General features: G+C 35.0%; 12 protein-coding genes. 11 read left to right on the top strand and 1 reads right to left on the bottom strand.

The genetic code is table 11. The features are described 5' to 3' along the window. Positions 1–31 precede the first annotated feature (31 nt). The 8 genes from sufB to KQS_RS00215 all read left to right on the top strand — a co-directional run bounded on the left by sufB (position 32) and on the right by KQS_RS00215 (position 6,980). Entirely contained in the window at positions 32–1,480 is a 1,449-nt protein-coding gene (gene sufB, locus KQS_RS00180; protein WP_014387194.1) for a Fe-S cluster assembly protein SufB, read from the top strand. 134 nt (positions 1,481–1,614) lie between these two features. Continuing rightward, positions 1,615–2,364 (top strand): Fe-S cluster assembly ATPase SufC, encoded by a 750-nt coding sequence (gene sufC, locus KQS_RS00185; RefSeq protein WP_014387195.1) that lies wholly within the window; start codon positions 1,615–1,617, stop codon positions 2,362–2,364. Between the two features lie 68 nt (positions 2,365–2,432). After that, complete coding sequence (gene sufD / locus KQS_RS00190; protein WP_014387196.1) at positions 2,433–3,749, top strand: Fe-S cluster assembly protein SufD; 1,317 nt, start codon at positions 2,433–2,435, stop codon at positions 3,747–3,749. A 42-nt stretch (positions 3,750–3,791) separates the two neighbouring features. Then, positions 3,792–5,006 (top strand): aminotransferase class V-fold PLP-dependent enzyme, encoded by a 1,215-nt coding sequence (locus KQS_RS00195; protein ID WP_014387197.1) that lies wholly within the window; start codon positions 3,792–3,794, stop codon positions 5,004–5,006. Positions 5,007–5,111: 105 nt separating this feature from the next. Next, positions 5,112–5,609: a hypothetical protein gene (locus KQS_RS00200; protein WP_014387198.1), complete on the top strand. Its 498-nt coding sequence runs from the start codon at positions 5,112–5,114 to the stop codon at positions 5,607–5,609. A 1-nt stretch (position 5,610) separates the two neighbouring features. Beyond that, positions 5,611–6,033, top strand: coding sequence for a SufE family protein (locus tag KQS_RS00205; RefSeq protein WP_014387199.1), 423 nt, complete (start codon positions 5,611–5,613; stop codon positions 6,031–6,033). A gap of 35 nt (positions 6,034–6,068) precedes the next feature. Further along, the gene (locus KQS_RS00210; protein WP_014387200.1) at positions 6,069–6,392 is read left to right on the top strand and encodes an SUF system Fe-S cluster assembly protein; all 324 of its coding nucleotides are present in this window, start codon (positions 6,069–6,071) and stop codon (positions 6,390–6,392) included. A gap of 81 nt (positions 6,393–6,473) precedes the next feature. Next, a complete protein-coding gene (locus tag KQS_RS00215) occupies positions 6,474–6,980 on the top strand; it encodes a DUF2480 family protein (RefSeq protein ID WP_014387201.1) in 507 nt (168 codons plus the stop codon). A gap of 26 nt (positions 6,981–7,006) precedes the next feature. Here KQS_RS00215 and hflX read toward each other — a convergent pair whose 3' ends face one another. Then, positions 7,007–8,230: a GTPase HflX gene (hflX, locus tag KQS_RS00220; protein WP_014387202.1), complete on the bottom strand. Its 1,224-nt coding sequence runs from the start codon at positions 8,228–8,230 to the stop codon at positions 7,007–7,009. A gap of 159 nt (positions 8,231–8,389) precedes the next feature. Here hflX and KQS_RS00225 point away from each other — a divergent pair, with 159 nt between their 5' ends. From KQS_RS00225 to KQS_RS00235, 3 genes are all read left to right on the top strand, one after another. Further along, positions 8,390–14,764 (top strand): T9SS C-terminal target domain-containing protein, encoded by a 6,375-nt coding sequence (locus tag KQS_RS00225; RefSeq protein ID WP_014387203.1) that lies wholly within the window; start codon positions 8,390–8,392, stop codon positions 14,762–14,764. 68 nt (positions 14,765–14,832) lie between these two features. After that, entirely contained in the window at positions 14,833–15,753 is a 921-nt protein-coding gene (locus KQS_RS00230) for a PorP/SprF family type IX secretion system membrane protein (protein ID WP_014387204.1), read from the top strand. A gap of 21 nt (positions 15,754–15,774) precedes the next feature. Beyond that, the gene (locus KQS_RS00235; protein WP_014387205.1) at positions 15,775–17,640 is read left to right on the top strand and encodes an OmpA family protein; all 1,866 of its coding nucleotides are present in this window, start codon (positions 15,775–15,777) and stop codon (positions 17,638–17,640) included. The last annotated feature ends 243 nt before the right edge of the window (positions 17,641–17,883 follow it).

Genomic DNA, 17,883 nt, shown 5'->3' on the forward strand with positions numbered 1-17,883 from the left:
TTAGATTTTTTAGATTTTTTAAATAAAAAACATGAGCAAATACACAGAAGACGACTTAAAAGTTGAATTAGAAAATAAAGAATACGAATACGGATTTTACACCAATTTAGAATCGGAAACGTTTCCTGCTGGTTTAAATGAAGAGATTATTCGTGCAATTTCTAAAAAGAAAGAAGAACCAGAATGGATGACGGAATGGCGTTTAGAAGCTTTTCGCATTTGGCAAACAATGGAAGAACCAGAATGGGCCAATGTGAATTATGAAAAACCTGATTTCCAAGCTATTTCCTATTATTCAGCGCCTAAAAAAGCGGATCCTAATAAAACATTGGATGATGTTGATCCAGAGTTGCTAGCCATGTATAAAAAGCTAGGAATTTCTGTAGATGAGCAAAAAATGATGAATAATGTGGCGATAGACATTGTGGTAGATTCTGTATCTGTAGCCACTACATTTAAGAAAACGTTGGCAGAAAAAGGTATTATTTTTATGAGTATTTCTGAAGCGATAAAAGAGCATCCAGAATTGGTTCAAAAATACTTAGGTTCTGTTGTACCTACAACGGATAACTTTTATGCCGCTTTAAATTCAGCTGTTTTTTCAGATGGAAGTTTTTGTTACATTCCAAAAGGGGTAAAATGTCCGATGGAATTGTCAACATATTTCCGAATCAATCAAGGCGGAACAGGTCAGTTTGAAAGAACATTGGTAATTGCGGATGAAGGAAGTTATGTTTCCTATCTAGAAGGATGTACAGCTCCGAGTCGCGATGAAAATCAATTACATGCTGCGGTAGTGGAATTAATTGCCATGGACGATGCCGAAATTAAATATTCAACCGTTCAAAACTGGTATCCTGGAAATAAAGAAGGTAAAGGTGGTGTTTACAACTTCGTTACCAAAAGAGGTTTGTGCGAGAAAAATGCCAAAATTTCTTGGACGCAAGTAGAAACGGGTTCTGCCGTAACCTGGAAATATCCTTCGTGTGTATTGAAAGGAGACAATTCTATTGGTGAGTTTTATTCCATTGCTGTTACCAATAATTTCCAACAAGCGGACACCGGAACGAAGATGATTCATTTGGGGAAAAACACCAAATCAACGATTATATCTAAAGGAATTTCTGCAGGTAAATCACAAAACAGTTACAGAGGTTTGGTGCAAATTGGTGCAAGAGCTGAAAATGCACGTAATTTTTCACAATGTGATTCGCTTTTAATGGGAAATAATTGCGGTGCACATACTTTTCCCTATATCGAAAGTAAAAATGCTTCGGCAAAAATTGAACACGAAGCTACGACTTCAAAAATTGGAGAAGATCAAGTGTTTTATTGTAATCAAAGAGGAATTCCAACCGAAAAAGCGATTGCATTAATTGTTAATGGCTTCAGTAAAGAAGTATTGAACAAATTACCGATGGAATTTGCCGTGGAAGCTCAGAAATTATTGGAAATTTCGTTAGAAGGTTCCGTAGGATAGTTTTGTTTTAAGTTTCAGGTTTCAAGTTATACCTGAACTTTAAATAATTATAATAGAATTTAAAATAATTAAATATAAATGTTTCAAGAACAACATTTCATAATCTTGAAACTTTAAACCTGAAACTCAATAAAATGTTACAGATTAAAAATTTACACGCGTCTGTTGAAGACAAAGACATATTAAAAGGAATTAACCTTGAAATTAAAGCAGGAGAAGTACACGCGATTATGGGTCCTAACGGAGCTGGAAAATCAACGTTATCTTCTATTATTGCTGGAAATGAAAATTATGAAGTAACCGAAGGAGAAATCATTTTGGACGGAGAAGATTTATCTGAATTAGCTCCTGAAGAAAGAGCGCATAAAGGTGTTTTCTTGTCGTTTCAATATCCAGTAGAAATTCCTGGTGTTTCGGTAACCAATTTCATTAAAACAGCCATCAACGAAAAGCGTAAAGCAAACGGTCAGGAAGAAATGCCTGCGAACGAAATGTTGAAATTAATTCGTGAAAAATCGGAATTATTAGAAATGGATCGTAAATTTTTATCGCGTTCGTTAAACGAAGGATTTTCGGGAGGAGAAAAGAAACGTAACGAGATTTTCCAAATGGCTATGTTAGAACCAAAAATTGCTATTTTGGACGAAACCGATTCAGGTTTAGACATCGATGCGTTGCGAATTGTAGCTAACGGTGTGAATAAATTGAAAAATGAAAATAACGCCGTATTAGTCATCACACACTACCAACGTTTGTTAGATTATATTGTTCCAGATTTTGTTCATGTTTTAATGGATGGAAAAATCGTTAAATCGGGTACAAAAGAATTAGCCCTTGAGTTAGAAGAAAAAGGATACGATTGGATTAAGGCAGAGTTAGTATAAAAAGTTGTTTGTTGTTGGTTGTCAGTTATTGGAAACCATCAACCCTCAACCATTAACCATCAACTATAATGGAATTAAAAGATAAATTAGTAGCTTCTTTCATGGCGTTTGAAGAAAAAATCAACGATAACGCTGAATTACACGAAGTAAGAAGTCAAGCCATAAAAAATTTTGAAACCAAAGGTTTCCCTTCTAAAAAAGAAGAGGCTTGGAAATACACGTCTTTAAACGCAATTTTAAAGCACGATTTTAGTGTGTTTCCTAAGCATGAAAATGCCATTGAATTTAAAGATGTTAAAAAGTATTTTCTTCATGATGTAGATACGTATAAAGTTGTATTTATTGATGGAAAATTCAGTTCGTTCTTGTCATCTACTACGCACGATGGATTAGACGTTTGTTTGCTGTCTTCTGCATTGACCAAACCAAAATATAAAATGGTAATTGATACCTATTTTAATCAAATTGCGAGTAAAGAAGAAACCTTAACTACTTTGAACACGGCTTTTGCTTTTGAAGGAGCGTACATCCATGTACCAAAAAGTAAAGTAGTGGAAAAACCAATTGAAATCATCTATTTCTCCACTGGAAATGAAGCAGCTTTAATGGTGCAACCAAGAAATTTAATCATTGTTGGTGAAAATGCACACGTGCAAATCGTAGAACGTCATCAAAGTTTAAATAGTAATCCGGTTTTAACCAATTCAGTAACCGAAATTTTTGCTCAAAAAAGAGCCATTGTTGATTATTACAAAGTTCAAAATGATGTGCTTACCGCTAATTTAGTAGATAACACCTATATTGCCCAAAAACAAGAAAGTAGAGTAGCCGTGCATACTTTCTCTTTTGGTGGAAACATCACTAGAAACAATTTGAATTTCTATCATCAAGGTGAACGCATCGATTCTACGTTAAAAGGCATTACCATAATTGGCGAAAATCAACATGTGGATCATTACACTTTAGTGCATCATGCACAGCCTAATTGTGAAAGTCATCAAAATTATAAATGTATTTTAGACGATAAAGCGACCGGTGTTTTCAACGGAAAAATTTTCGTAGAGAAAGAAGCACAAAAAACAGACGCTTTTCAGCAAAACAATAACATTTTAATAAGTGAAAAAGCAACGATTAATGCAAAACCCCAATTGGAAATTTTTGCAGATGATGTAAAATGTTCGCATGGTTGTACAATCGGACAATTAGATGAAAGCGCTATGTTCTACATGCAACAACGCGGTATTCCTAAAAAAGAAGCTAAAGCATTATTGATGTATGCTTTTACAAACGAAGTAACTTCTAGTATTCAAATCCCCGAATTAAAAGCTAAAATCGGTAGAATTATTGCTGATAAATTGGGAGTTAATATGGGATTTGATTTGTAAATAAATAGACCGCATATATTGCGGTTTTTTTTAAATAAGATTATGTTAGACATTCAAAAAATAAGAGCCGATTTTCCCATTCTTTCCCAAAAAGTGAATGGCAAGCCATTAGTGTATTTTGATAACGGAGCCACTTCACAAAAACCACAAGTGGTTATCGATGCGATTGAAAAATATTATTCAGAATACAACGCTAATATTCACCGAGGCGTACATACCTTGAGTCAATTAGCCACTGATGCTTATGAAATAGCGCGAAATACGATTCAATATCACATCAACGCAAAATACAATCACGAAATTATTTTTACATCAGGAACTACATTTGGAATCAATTTGGTAGCCCATGGTTTTGCAAGCATCATAAAATCAGGTGATGAGGTAATGATTTCTTCTTTAGAACACCACAGTAACATTGTGCCTTGGCAATTTTTATGTGAAAAAACAGGGGCGAAGTTGGTCGTAATTCCCATGAATGAAAAAGGAGAATTAGTTGTTTCAGAATTCGATAACTTACTTTCTGAAAAAACAAAAATTGTTGCGGTTAATCATATTTCTAATGCCTTAGGTACCATTAATCCTATTGAATATATCATTAAAAAAGCTCACGAAAAAGGCGCAGCTGTTTTAATTGATGGCGCACAAGCGACTCCACATTTAAAACCCGATGTGCAAGCACTCGATTGTGATTTTTATGTGTTTTCGGGGCATAAAATTTGTGGTCCAACAGGCGTGGGAGTTTTGTATGGAAAAGAAGAATGGTTGCGTAAATTACCACCGTATCAAGGAGGAGGAGAGATGATTGCTGAAGTAACATTTGAAAAAACAACGTATGCCGATTTACCTCATAAATTTGAAGCCGGTACGCCCAATATAGAAGGAGGAATCGTTTTAGGCACGGCTATTGATTATATGAATTCAATTGGTTTTGATGCTATTGCTTCTTATGAAAATGAACTTTTAGCGTATGGTACAAAAAGATTAAAAGAAATAGAAGGTTTAACCATTTATGGAACTAGTGAAAACAAGGCTTCCGTTATTTCATTTAATATTGACGGTATACATCCCTACGATATTGGCACAATTATAGATAAGTTAGGTATAGCGGTAAGAACCGGACATCATTGTGCGCAACCGATTATGCAGTATTTCAATATTCCTGGAACTATTAGAGCTAGTTTCGCTTTTTATAATACCAAAGAAGAAATTGATATATTTGTAGAAGCTGTGAAAAAAGCACAGCAAATGTTGTCTTAAAACCGTTTACTATGAAATCGCCATATACAACAAGTTTGCGTAAGCAAACACCAATAAATAAAAGCGATACCATATGGGACCTATGACAAATATAATTTTACACATATGAAAACTTTAACGTATTTAGCCAGTCTTGTATTTTTATTTACAAGTTGCAATTGTCAAAAAGCGACAACTAATTCAGAAACAACTAAATTAGTAGACAACACTCAAACGATATCCAATTTGAATCAAATACAGGAAGAAATTCCAGTTGTTGAATACGCCGCGAGCGCTAGAAACCTATTTTTATCTGTTAAAGTTGAAAATAAAATGCTTTATGTTTCAAAACAAAGAGATTTTAAAGATTATGAAACTAAAATTACGCTTTCAGAAAAAGATTGGAATGACATTGTTGTTTTAACTAAAAAAATTGATTTAACTAAAGTTAAGGATTGGAAATGGCCAACAGAAATGCGCTATTATGATGGAGCGCCGCATGCTAATGTTACTTTTTTTAGCAAAGGAGTTGCCTATCCAGCGGCTGGTTTTGACCATGGACATCCTCCTGCAGAAGGGGAAGCTTTAATTAATAAAATACTAAGTTTAGTACCAAAAGAATAATATGACAATACAAGAAATACAAAACGAAATTGTAGATGAGTTTTCGATGTTTGATGATTGGATGCAACGCTACGAATACATCATTGAATTAGGAAAATCACTGCCTTTAATTGACGAACAATATAAAACCGAAGATAATATTATTAAAGGTTGTCAATCTAAAGTTTGGGTACATGCAGAAGAAAATGAAGGTAAAATTCAATTTACTGCAGACAGTGATGCTATTTTAACGAAAGGAATCATTGCTATTTTAATTAGAGCTTTTTCTAATCAAACACCAGCAGCTATTTTAGAAGCGAATACAGATTTTGTAGATGAAATTGGATTGAAAGAACATTTATCACCTACTAGAGCCAATGGTTTGGTATCTATGATTAAACAGATAAAAATGTATGCTTTGGCATTTCAAACAAAAAACAATTAATATTTAACAAGGATATTTTAGACCTTAATATAATTATGGAAGAATACAAAGACGAAATCAACTTAGGAGAAAATGTTGTAAGGGTATTAAAAACAATTTTTGACCCTGAAATTCCAGTTGATATTTATGAATTAGGATTGATTTATGATGTAATGATTAATGAAGATAATGAAGTTAAAATTTTAATGACATTAACTTCGCCAAATTGTCCAGTAGCAGAAACATTACCACAAGAAGTAGAAGAAAAAATTAAGTCTATTGGTGAAGTGAAATCATGTGAGGTTGAAATCACTTTTGATCCACCTTGGAGCAAAGATTTAATGAGTGAAGAAGCAAAATTAGAGTTAGGAATGCTATAAACTAGTAAATAGTTGCAGCTGCAGTAATCTGTAATTTTACATGTGTTTCTGAAAACTGTGATTAATAACTGTGACTTAAATATGGACGAAATTGTAAATAAAGTTGCCAACAGTAAATTAATGGTTTTCGATTTAGAAGATTATTATCCTGAGGAAAATCACGTAACTAGTATTGATATTTCTCAATGGTTATTTGGAGGTTTTGTGTTGAAAGAATCTGAGTTTAGAGACCATTTAAAAAACACGGATTGGTCCGTGTATCAAGACAAATATGTTGCATTGTTTTGCTCTGAAGATGCTATTTTACCAGCTTGGGCTTTTACGTTGGTAACAGTTCATTTAGTGCCTTATGCGTTAAAGGTTGTCCAAGGCTCAAAAGAAAACGCAATCATTGAGTGGTATCAAGATGTGTTAAACAAATTGGATTATACAGACTATTTTGATAAGCCTTTAATTTTAAAAGGCTGTGCTAAGAAACAAGTACCTCAAGAAGTTTACACTATTGCCATTCAAAAGTTAATTAAAGTGGCAAAAAGTGTTATGTTTGGTGAAGCTTGTTCGGCAGTGCCTTTGTATAAAAGAAAATAAAAATACCCGACTTGGTCGGGTATTTTTTATTCATTTTCGATCGCTTCTTTGTAATCGGGATATAAAAACTTGTTGTATGGAAAACGTGTGATGTGAATTTCTCGAACAGCTTCATAGACTTTTTCTCTAAATTCTTCAAAATTGGCTTTTTCAGTAGCAGAAATAAATAAGGTGTTTTTATCTCCTAATTTACTCATCCAAGTTTTTTTCCAATCTTCTAGTGAAAAGTTTTTAGTAGTTTTTTCAATAGTAATGTCCGTTTCATCTATTTTATCATAGCTGTAAGCATCAATTTTATTGAATACCATTATTGTTGGTTTGTCGGCACTCTTAATATCTTGTAAAATCTGATTTACAGATTCAATATGGTCTTCAAAGTCAGGATGAGAAATATCAACTACATGCAATAATAAATCGGCTTCACGAACTTCATCAAGTGTACTTTTAAAAGATTCAACTAATTGCGTTGGAAGTTTTCTAATGAAACCAACCGTATCTGATAATAAAAAAGGTAAATTTTTAATTACCGTTTTTCTTACAGTGGTATCTAGTGTAGCAAATAATTTATTTTCTACAAACACTTCGCTTTTCCCAACAGCATTCATTAAAGTAGATTTACCTACATTGGTATAACCTACTAAAGCAACGCGTACCATGGCACCACGATTACTTCGTTGAATAGCCATTTGTTTGTCAATTGTTTTGATTTTTTCTTTTAATAAAGCAATACGATCACGAACTATACGTCGGTCCGTTTCAATTTCTGTTTCACCAGGACCACGCATACCAATACCACCGCGTTGACGTTCTAAGTGTGTCCACATTCCGGTTAATCGTGGTAGTAAATATTGACATTGAGCTAATTCTACTTGAGTTCTGGCGTACGAAGTTTCTGCTCTTTGAGCAAAAATATCCAAAATAAGATTAGTTCGGTCCAAAACTTTACAATCTAATTCTCTTGTAATATTTTTTTGTTGAGCAGGAGTTAATTCATCATCAAAAATTACGGTTTTAACCTCATTATCTTTAATGTAATAATTAATTTCTTCAAGTTTACCACTTCCTACAAATGTTTTAGGATTAGGTTTGTCCATTTTTTGAGTAAACCTTTTTACAACTTCACCACCTGCAGTATAAGTTAAAAATTCTAACTCATCAAGATATTCATTAAGTTTGTCTTCATCTTGAAGTTGTGTTACAATTCCAACGATTACAGTTTTTTCAAAATTATGTGTTTCTTTTTCTAACATATATTAAAATAAACACAAAAATAGTGAAATATTCTCAAAACCTCAGAAACACCTATGCTTTTCGTCGATAAAAACGTTATTTCGTCGTGTTTTTTGTTTTGCTTAAATAAACTTGGTACATTTGTTAGTATTTATATAATCAAAAACAAAAAAATTATAATGAAAAAACTACTCACACTATTGATGTTAGCGCTTTCTTATGTAGGTTTTGGTCAGTTAACACAGAACTTTGAATCGGGTACGTTTCCACCAACAGGTTGGACTACCTTTGATAACGGAGTTGGTACGGTTAACTGGAATACTACATCGAGTGCTGCATTAGCTTATGGAGGCACAGGTACTTCTGCCTTTTTAACAAGAGTTACAGGTACGGCTGGTGTTACAGCTGAGGAATATTTGGTTACTCAACAATTTTTAGTTCCTGCCAATGGTCAATTACGTTTTTATACTAGGACGACTTTAGCTGGGGATGATGGAAGTACATTTTCTGTTAGAATTTCTACTACTTCACAGACAGGTACAGCGGCATTTACTACAATACCTACGGCTACTTGGACAGAAAATACTTTAAATACTACTTTTAATGTGTATGAGGAGAAAGTAGTGTCGTTAAGTACTTATGCGGGTCAAAATGTTTATTTAGCCTTTGTTCGTACTAATGAGAATGGAGATAGATGGTTGATTGATAATATTAATGTTGTTGAGGCGTGTAATGCACCAGCGACGTTAACTTCTACTAATATTGGTACTACGTTTGCTACTTTAGGTTGGACGGGTCCTGTGGGTGCTACACAATGGGAGATTGAGGTTCAGCCTCAAGCGGTTGCATTTACAGGTGTTCCTAACTATACACCTGTAACCACGAATCCTTATACGGTTTCTACGGGTTTAACACAAGGTACAGCATATAAATTTAAGGTACGTGCTATTTGTCCTTCAGGTTTTCCAAGTGAATGGTCAAGTGCCACGGGTACTTTTACTACTACCATTCCTGGTCAGGCTTGTGCGGCGCCAATTGTAGTGGGTTCATTACCTTATACAACAACAAATAATACGTCTAACTTTGGCGATACTAATGATATTTTACAACCCTTAACGTGTAGTGGTAGTGCTACGAATTATATGCAAGGGAATGATGTGTTTTATACGTATACACCGACTGTTTCTGGAAATATTGCTATAACATTAACACCAGCAGGAGCCAATTCAAGTATCCATGTTTATAATGCTTGTCCTGGTACACCAGGCGCTACATGTTTAGCAGGTGTGGCCAATACGAATAGTAATCCTAGAAATATTAATCCATTTGCAGTTACAGCAGGAACGACGTATTATATTATTGTTTCGTCATCAGCTACATCACAAACCGTGGGTTATACTTTAACAATTCAACAAGTATTTTGTACACAACCTAGTGCATTAACAGCGACAAATATTACCACTACATCAGCAGATTTATCATGGGGTAATCCATCAGGAGCTACATCATGGCAAGTTTCAGTTGGTATGGCTCCTTATGGTCTTCCAACAGGTGCTGGTACAACAGTGAATACTAACACAGGCTGGACATACAATGGTGTTTCTGGAGTTGTGTATCAATATTATGTACGAGCGGATTGTAATGATGGTAACTTTAGTGTTTGGTCAGGTCCATTTACATTTACTTTACCACAAGTTGCAACGAACTTAAACTTTTCAGACGGATTTGAAACGGTTACAGGTTGGACATTAGCAAATATTTCGTCTACAAATGTTGCTCAGCCTAATAAATGGGCATTAGGTACAGCAGTAGCTAATGGTGGTACACATTCCATTTATATTTCAGATACAGATGGAGCGACCAACAATTATAATATTACAGGAACTTCAGTAGTTCATGCCTATAAAGATTTTAATATTCCAGCAGGAGCAATTCAAGGAGAGTTAAAATTTGATTGGCGTTCAATAGGAGAGAATGCGAATGATTATTTTAGAGTATGGATGGTTCCTACCACGTTTACTCCTAATCCAGGAACACAGATTACAGCTGGAGCAGGTAGAATAAAAGTAGGAATAGATTTTTCTTCTTCCGCTACATGGGTTACTCAGGTTTATGATGCGCTAAACATTTCTTCTTTTGCAGGAGGTACCATGCGTTTGGTTTTTGAGTGGAGAAATAATAATGCAACAGGAGTGCAAACACCTGCGGCTATTGACAATGTAATGTTGAATTTAATTGCTTGTCCAAAGCCAACAGCTGTTGCTGCGAATATCATTGGATATAATTATGGTGTTTTATCATGGACAGCTGGAAATACTGAGACACAATGGGAAGTGATTACTCTACCACAAGGTTCACCAGCACCAAATGCTTCATCTACAGGTATAAATGTAACGACTAATCCATATACAATAACAGGATTAAACTCAATTACATGTTATGATGTTTATATTCGAGCGGTTTGTGGTCCTGGTAACGTGAGTTATTGGACGGGTCCGTATAATTTCTGTACTACTCCACACTTCTGTGCGGGAGATCATTTTTATGATACAGGAGGTGCTACTGGAGCATATTCAAATAATGCCAATTCAGTAACAACAATATGCCCAGACAATGTGGGAGATGTTGTAACTGTTGTGTTTAATTCATTCAATATTGCGGCTGGAGATAACTTAGTTATTAGAGATGGTAACTTAATTACTTCTCCAATTGTTGGTACTTATACAGGAACAACATTACCACCATCATTTACATCAACTTCAGCAACTGGATGTTTAACCTTTGTATTTACATCAAATGCAACAGGAACAGCAGCAGGATGGGATGCAACCATATATTGTACACCACCAATTACGTGTCCTAAACCAGTTACGCTTAGTGTTAGTAATGTTACTGCTTCGACTGCACAATTGTCATGGACAGAGTCGGGTAGTGCAACACAATGGGAAGTTTTTGTAGTTCCTTTTGGTTCAAACCTACCAATTTATGGACAATCAGGAATTCCTGCAACTTCTAATCCTTTTACAATAAATGGTTTATCACCATCAACTACATATACATTCTATGTAAGAGCAATTTGTTCATCAACAGATGCTAGTTTTTGGTCAGATGGATTTACATTTACCACTACGCCTTTAAATGACAATTGTAGTAACGCAACTATTGCAATAGTAAATGATGATTTAAATTGTACAATATTAAACCCAGGTAATTTAGGTGGCTCAACACCATCAACAGTACCTGCTTTAACAGCATGTACACCAACAGCAAATGATGTTTGGTACCAATTTGTTGCTACAAAATCAACTCATACTATGAGCTTGTCGAATGTGACAGCAGGAAACACGGTTAATTTTGCTTTATATACAGGAACTTGTACAGCAATGACTCAAGTGAATTGTTTTACAGGTGCAACAAATGTTGTAAATAATTTAATTATTGGTCAAACATATTATATTAGAGTGTTTACAGCTGGATCAACTGCTAATACAATTAATTTTAATTTATGTATAGGAAGTGTTCCATGTCCGGAATCAGTTTCATTGTGTTCATCATCAATTACTTATCCGAATGCAACAAATGTAATTAATTTAGGTAGTTATGGTTGTTTAGGATCATCTCCGAATGCAAGTTTCTTCTTTTTAGAAGCTGCTCAAAACGGAACATTAAGTTATACTATGAACCAAGTGAACGGTAGTGGAACAGGAATTGACGTTGATTATGCTTTATGGGGACCATTTGCATCTAAGGATGCAGGATGTATTGCAATTCCTAATGGATCACCAATTCAATGTAGTTATTCTGCTGCTCCAACAGAAACCTTTACTGTAAATGCTTTACAAGGTCAAATTTATATATTAATGGTTACAAACTTTGCTAATCAAGGGGGAACTATAACAATTACTCCAAACCCTTCAAATACAGCACAAGTTTTCTGTTATCCTTATCCAACTTATAATTATTCGTCACTTTATTATTGTAATAATGCTGCGAATACAACACCAACTTTAATTCCAGGTGCAACTGCTGGTACATATACTGCTTCACCTTCAGGATTAAATATCAATTCAACTACTGGAGAAATTAATTTTTTAGCAAGTTTACCAGGTACTTATACTGTAACTAGTACAATTATACCTAACTTAGCACCTCCAGCAGATAATCCGCCACAAATTTGTACAAGAACTGTAATTGTAACACCAACACCAAATGCTACAATTGCTTATTCTAATCCAACTTATTGTAATACAGATAATCAACTTCATCAAATTACATTAACAGGAAATTCAGGAACTGGAGCTTATTATTCTTCTACACCTGTAGGATTACAAAACGCTTTAGATCCAATTACTGGAGCAATTACTCCTGTATTAGCTGCAACTGGTACTTATACAGTAACTCTAACAGTACCGGCACAAGGTGGATGTCCGCAATACACTACATCTACTACAATAACTATTGTTACTGGACCTGTAATTCCAGCTCAAGTAGATGTTAATGGTTGTAATTCATATGTTTTACCGGCATTATCAGTAGGAAATTATTATACAGGTTCTGGTGCAACGGGTACACAATTAAACGCTGGGGATGTTATTTCTACAAATCAAACAATTTATGTTTATGCAACTAATGGTCAATGTAGTTCTGAAGATGCATTTAATGTAAATATTATTAATATCCCTACTCCAGTAATAAATATAACTTCACAGCCTACATGTGCTGTACAAACTGGTTCAATTGAAGTTGTGTCACCTGTAGGTTCTTCGGGAACTATACCGACTAATTTATTTATTTCTGAAGTAACAGATGCAAATACTGGATCATTAACATATGTTGAATTGTATAATGGAACTGGAGCAGCGGTTAATTTATCAGGATATAAATTAAGAGTTTATAATAATGGCGCAACTACAACAACATGTGATAATGTGTTGTCTGGAACAATTGCAAATAATGATACATTTGTTATTAAACTAAGTAGTGATGCTAATATTCCAGGTATAACACCAGATTTAATTTTAGGAACTTGTTCTGGTGTAAACAATAATGATAATATTAGATTAACTACTTCAGCTAATGTTGTAATTGATATGTGGGGTCCTACTGATGGAAGTATTTTTACTCCAGCTGGACAAGCAGGTTATACCTACAGAAGATTAGCAAGTGCAACTCCATTACCTAATCCAACTTGGGATGCTACTCAATGGACTTCTTTAGATCCTGAGAATTATTCTAATTTAGGTCAATACTTATTGCAAACTGCAAATTATGAATATAGTGTAGACAATGGTACTTATCAATCAAGTACAATATTCACCGGATTAACACCAGGAACACACACTTTAATTGTACATGATATTGTAAATAACTGTTATTCAGCGCCAATTTCGTTTACAATAAATGCTGTACCATTTATTAATCCTGAATTAGGATTTAGTTATACAACACCAGTATGTCAATCTACGGGTACAAACCCAACAACTATATTAAATGCTGGGTTTAATACAGGTGGTACATTTAGTTCAACAAATCCAGGATTAGTTTTTGTTAGTAATTCTACTGGAGAGATAGATTTAATTAATTCTACACCTGGTACCTATCAAGTAGATTATACTTATTCGGGCGATGTAGCTAACTGTATAAATTCAGGTACTAGTTCTGCGACTTTAGTCATAAATGTTTCTACACCAGCAACATTTACACAGATTCCAACAATTTGTCAAAATGCAACTGCTCCTGTATTACCAACAACTTCTACTAACGGAATAAACGGTACATGGAACCCTGCAACAATTAATACATCAGTTGCTGGTACATCTACTTACACTTTTACTCCAAATGCAGGTGAATGTGGTACAGGTACAACAATGAATATTACTGTTGACACAAATATTACGCCATCATTTACTCCAATAAATGATTTATGTATAGGTGCAACTCCACCAAGTTTACCAACAACTTCTAATAATGGAATTACAGGTACTTGGAATCCAAGTGTTATTTCAACTACCTCTGCAGGTACATTCAATTACACATTCACACCTGATGCAGGACAATGTGCTTCTCCAGTTGTAGTTTCTGTTTTAGTTAATAATAATGTAATGCCTGTATTTACTCAAATAGAACCTATTTGTGTAGGTGAACAGCCTGTTACTTTAAATTTAATTTCTAATAATGGAATAAGTGGAACATGGACTCCATCATCTGTAGATACTACTCAACCAGGTTCTTTTGTTTATACATTTACTCCAAATGATCCTACACAATGTGCTGCTTCTACAACTATGACAGTTCAAGTTGTTCTATGTACTATCCAAAAAGGTATAAGTCCTAATGGAGATGGTTTAAATGATTATTTGAAGTTAAGTGCTCAGAAGGTTGAGATATTTAATCGATATGGTAAGGAGGTTTATAGTAAGTCGAGTTATGTTAATGATTGGCATGGTCAGTCTAACGGTGGTTCAGTTTTACCTGATGGTACGTATTATTATGTTATAGAGTTATACGGAGGCGAGGTTAAAACGGGATGGATTTATATAAACAAAGAGGATTAAAAGAATAAATTAAGGATTAACTGCTTAGTTTTAATAGAGCTAAGCGGTTAATTTTAAACAATACATTTATGAGAAAAATATATTTAGTAGTATTACTATTAACGGTTTTTGGTTCTGATTTGTTTGCTCAGCAGGATCCTCATTATACGCAGTATATGTATAATATGAGTGTTATGAATCCGGCTTATGCAGGTAGTAAGGAGTCATTATCTATGGGTTTGTTGTATAGAAAGCAGTGGGTTGAGATAGAGGATGCGCCTACGACTGCGACTTTATTTGGTCATGCTCCAGTTGGGAAGAATGTAGGTATGGGTCTATCGGTTATTAACGATAAGATTGGTCCTGTTGAGGAGAACAATATTTATGGTGATTTCAGTTATACATTGAATTTAGGAGGAGATCATAAATTAGCTTTAGGTTTAAAGGCAGGTTTAACGTTGCATAATGTTGATTATTTTACGGAGATTGCGCCTACTTTACCAGATCCTAACGATGATTCATTTGCTAAGAATGTTAGTAATAGTTATTTTAATTTTGGTACGGGATTATTTTATTATACGAATAAGTACTACTTGGCTTTGTCTGTTCCTAATATGGTTAAGGCCCAGCATTTAGATTTTAATGGTAGGAGTTATGGTAGTGAGGTGAGTCATTATTTTTTAACAGGGGGTTATGTTTTTGATTTGAATGAGAGTTTAAAGTTCAAGCCTTTTTTCATGTTGAAGAGTGCGTTTGATGCGCCTACTTCGTTGGATGTATCGACAAATTTTTTATTTAAGGAGAAGTTTGAGATTGGCGCGACGTATCGTTTAGACGACAGTTTTGGTGCGATGGTGAATTATGCTATTACACCGAGTTTAAAATTAGGATATGCCTACGATCATATTGTATCGGATTTAAAGGTGACTACCCCGGCATCACACGAGGTTATCTTGTTGTTTGATGTTAATTTCAGCAAGAAGGTATCAAGTTCACCGCGTTATTTTTAATCTATTCAAAGAAGAACAGACATGAGAAGACTATATATATCAGCCGTTGCATTATTGCTTACAACAAGTATTTATGCACAGAATAAGGACACAAAAGACGCGGATAAGCTATTTGATCGTTTAGAATATGTTGATGCAGCCCAAGCTTATTCCAAATTAGTAGAGAAAGGCAAAGCGGATGCTTATGTTTACAAACAGCTTGGCGATTGTTACTACAATGTTTTTAACACTAAGGAAGCGGTTACGTGGTATGCTAAGGCCGTGGAGCGCCCACAAGAGGCGGAGGTGTATTACCGTTATGCCCAAATGTTAAAAGCAGAAGGGAACATGCAGGAGAGTAACAAACAAATGGCTCAATTTGCCAAGATGCAGCCAAACGATGCTCGAGCTAAAGCGTTTACCAATAACCCTAATGTGGTGCAACAACTCCAACAACAAAGTAAGTTATACAACATCAAGAAATCGGATGTGAGTAGTGATAAGGCCGACTTTGGTGCGCAGTTAACCAATAACAATGAGGTTTATTTTGCGAGTGCTAGAAACACCGCAAGAAAGAAAAACGGTATGGATGAACAACCGTACTTAGACCTTTATAAGGCAACAAGAAACACAGACGGAAGTTTGAGTCAAGCTACGGAAGTAGTGGAGTTGAATACCAAATGGCACGATGGCCCTGCGGCTATTACCTCTGATGGTAGTACGATTTACTACGGTAGTGAGAGCTTTAACCAAAGTGAATTCCAAAAGGATAAAACAAAGAAATTAAAATACGGACAAATCTACTTATACAAAGCCACAAAAGGGGAAGGGGATAAGTGGACAAATGCCAAAGCATTACCTATTAACAGTAAAGAATACTCGGTTAGAAACCCAAGTATCAGCAAAGACGGTAAGACGTTGTATTTTTCATCAGACATGCCAGGTGGTATGGGTGGCGAAGACATCTGGAAAGTAAGTGTTGATGGCGATAGCTATGGTACACCAGAGAACCTTGGAAGTGGAGTCAACTCAGAAGGGAACGAGAGTTTTCCTTATATCACGGATGACCATGTGCTATTCTTTGCGTCAAACGGTAAACCAGGATTTGGTGGCTATGATGTGTTTACATACAACACCACTACAAAAGAAACCAAGAATGTTGGTGCTCCGGTAAACACGGAGAAAGACGACTTTGCGTTTAGCTACAATAAAGAGAAAAAGGTAGGTTACTTCTCTAGTAATAGAGAAGGGAACGACGATATTTTCCAAGCCGATCCGATTTGTGGTGTGGATGCTTTAGTGAAAGTTATGGATGCAGAAACAGGCAAATTATTAGCTGGAGCACAAGTAACGGTAACAGATGCTAAAAACAAATCAGTAGGCACACAAGACACCGATGAATCAGGAGCAACGAAATACGGATTAGCTTGTGAACAAAGCTATGGCGTAACGGCAACAAGAAGTGGATACGAGCCAGGAAGTGCTACGATGAAACAGAGTGAAGGCGGAAGCGAAGTGATAGAAGTAAAACTAACCCCAATCAAGCCAATCATCACCGAGAGAGAAGTTATATTACAACCGATTTACTTTGAGTACGACAAGTCGAACATCACAGCACAAGGCGCTGAGGAGTTAGACAAGTTAGTACAAGTAATGCACGAGTATCCGAATATGGTGATTTATGCAAAATCGCACACCGATAGCAGAGGAAGCGACAGCTACAATTTGAGATTATCCGACCGAAGAGCTAAGGCTACGGTACAATACATCGTCTCAAAAGGTATTGCAAAAGAACGTATCTCAGGCAAAGGTATGGGAGAAACTGAACCGAAAGTTTCTTGCACAAACTGTTCTGAAGAAGAACATGCACAAAACAGACGTTCAGAGTTCTTAATTGTAAAAAAATAAATTAGTTAAGTTAAGAATACCCTCTTAGTAAATACTAAGCAAAAGAGCACCCAAAAGGGTGCTCTTGTTGTTTGTATAAATCTTAACTAAAGAAATTCACTCCAAATTGCTTCAATAAGAGACAGAAGTAGTAACTATTGTAATTTTTTTTAATAAATGGTTGTTGTGTAACAACTAACATTTTGGATATAATTGTTTTTATATTAAAATGTATATTAATTTACTTGAAATGCTATTTTGATT

This window comes from Flavobacterium indicum GPTSA100-9 = DSM 17447, from assembly GCF_000455605.1.
GTDB lineage: Bacteria > Bacteroidota > Bacteroidia > Flavobacteriales > Flavobacteriaceae > Flavobacterium > Flavobacterium indicum.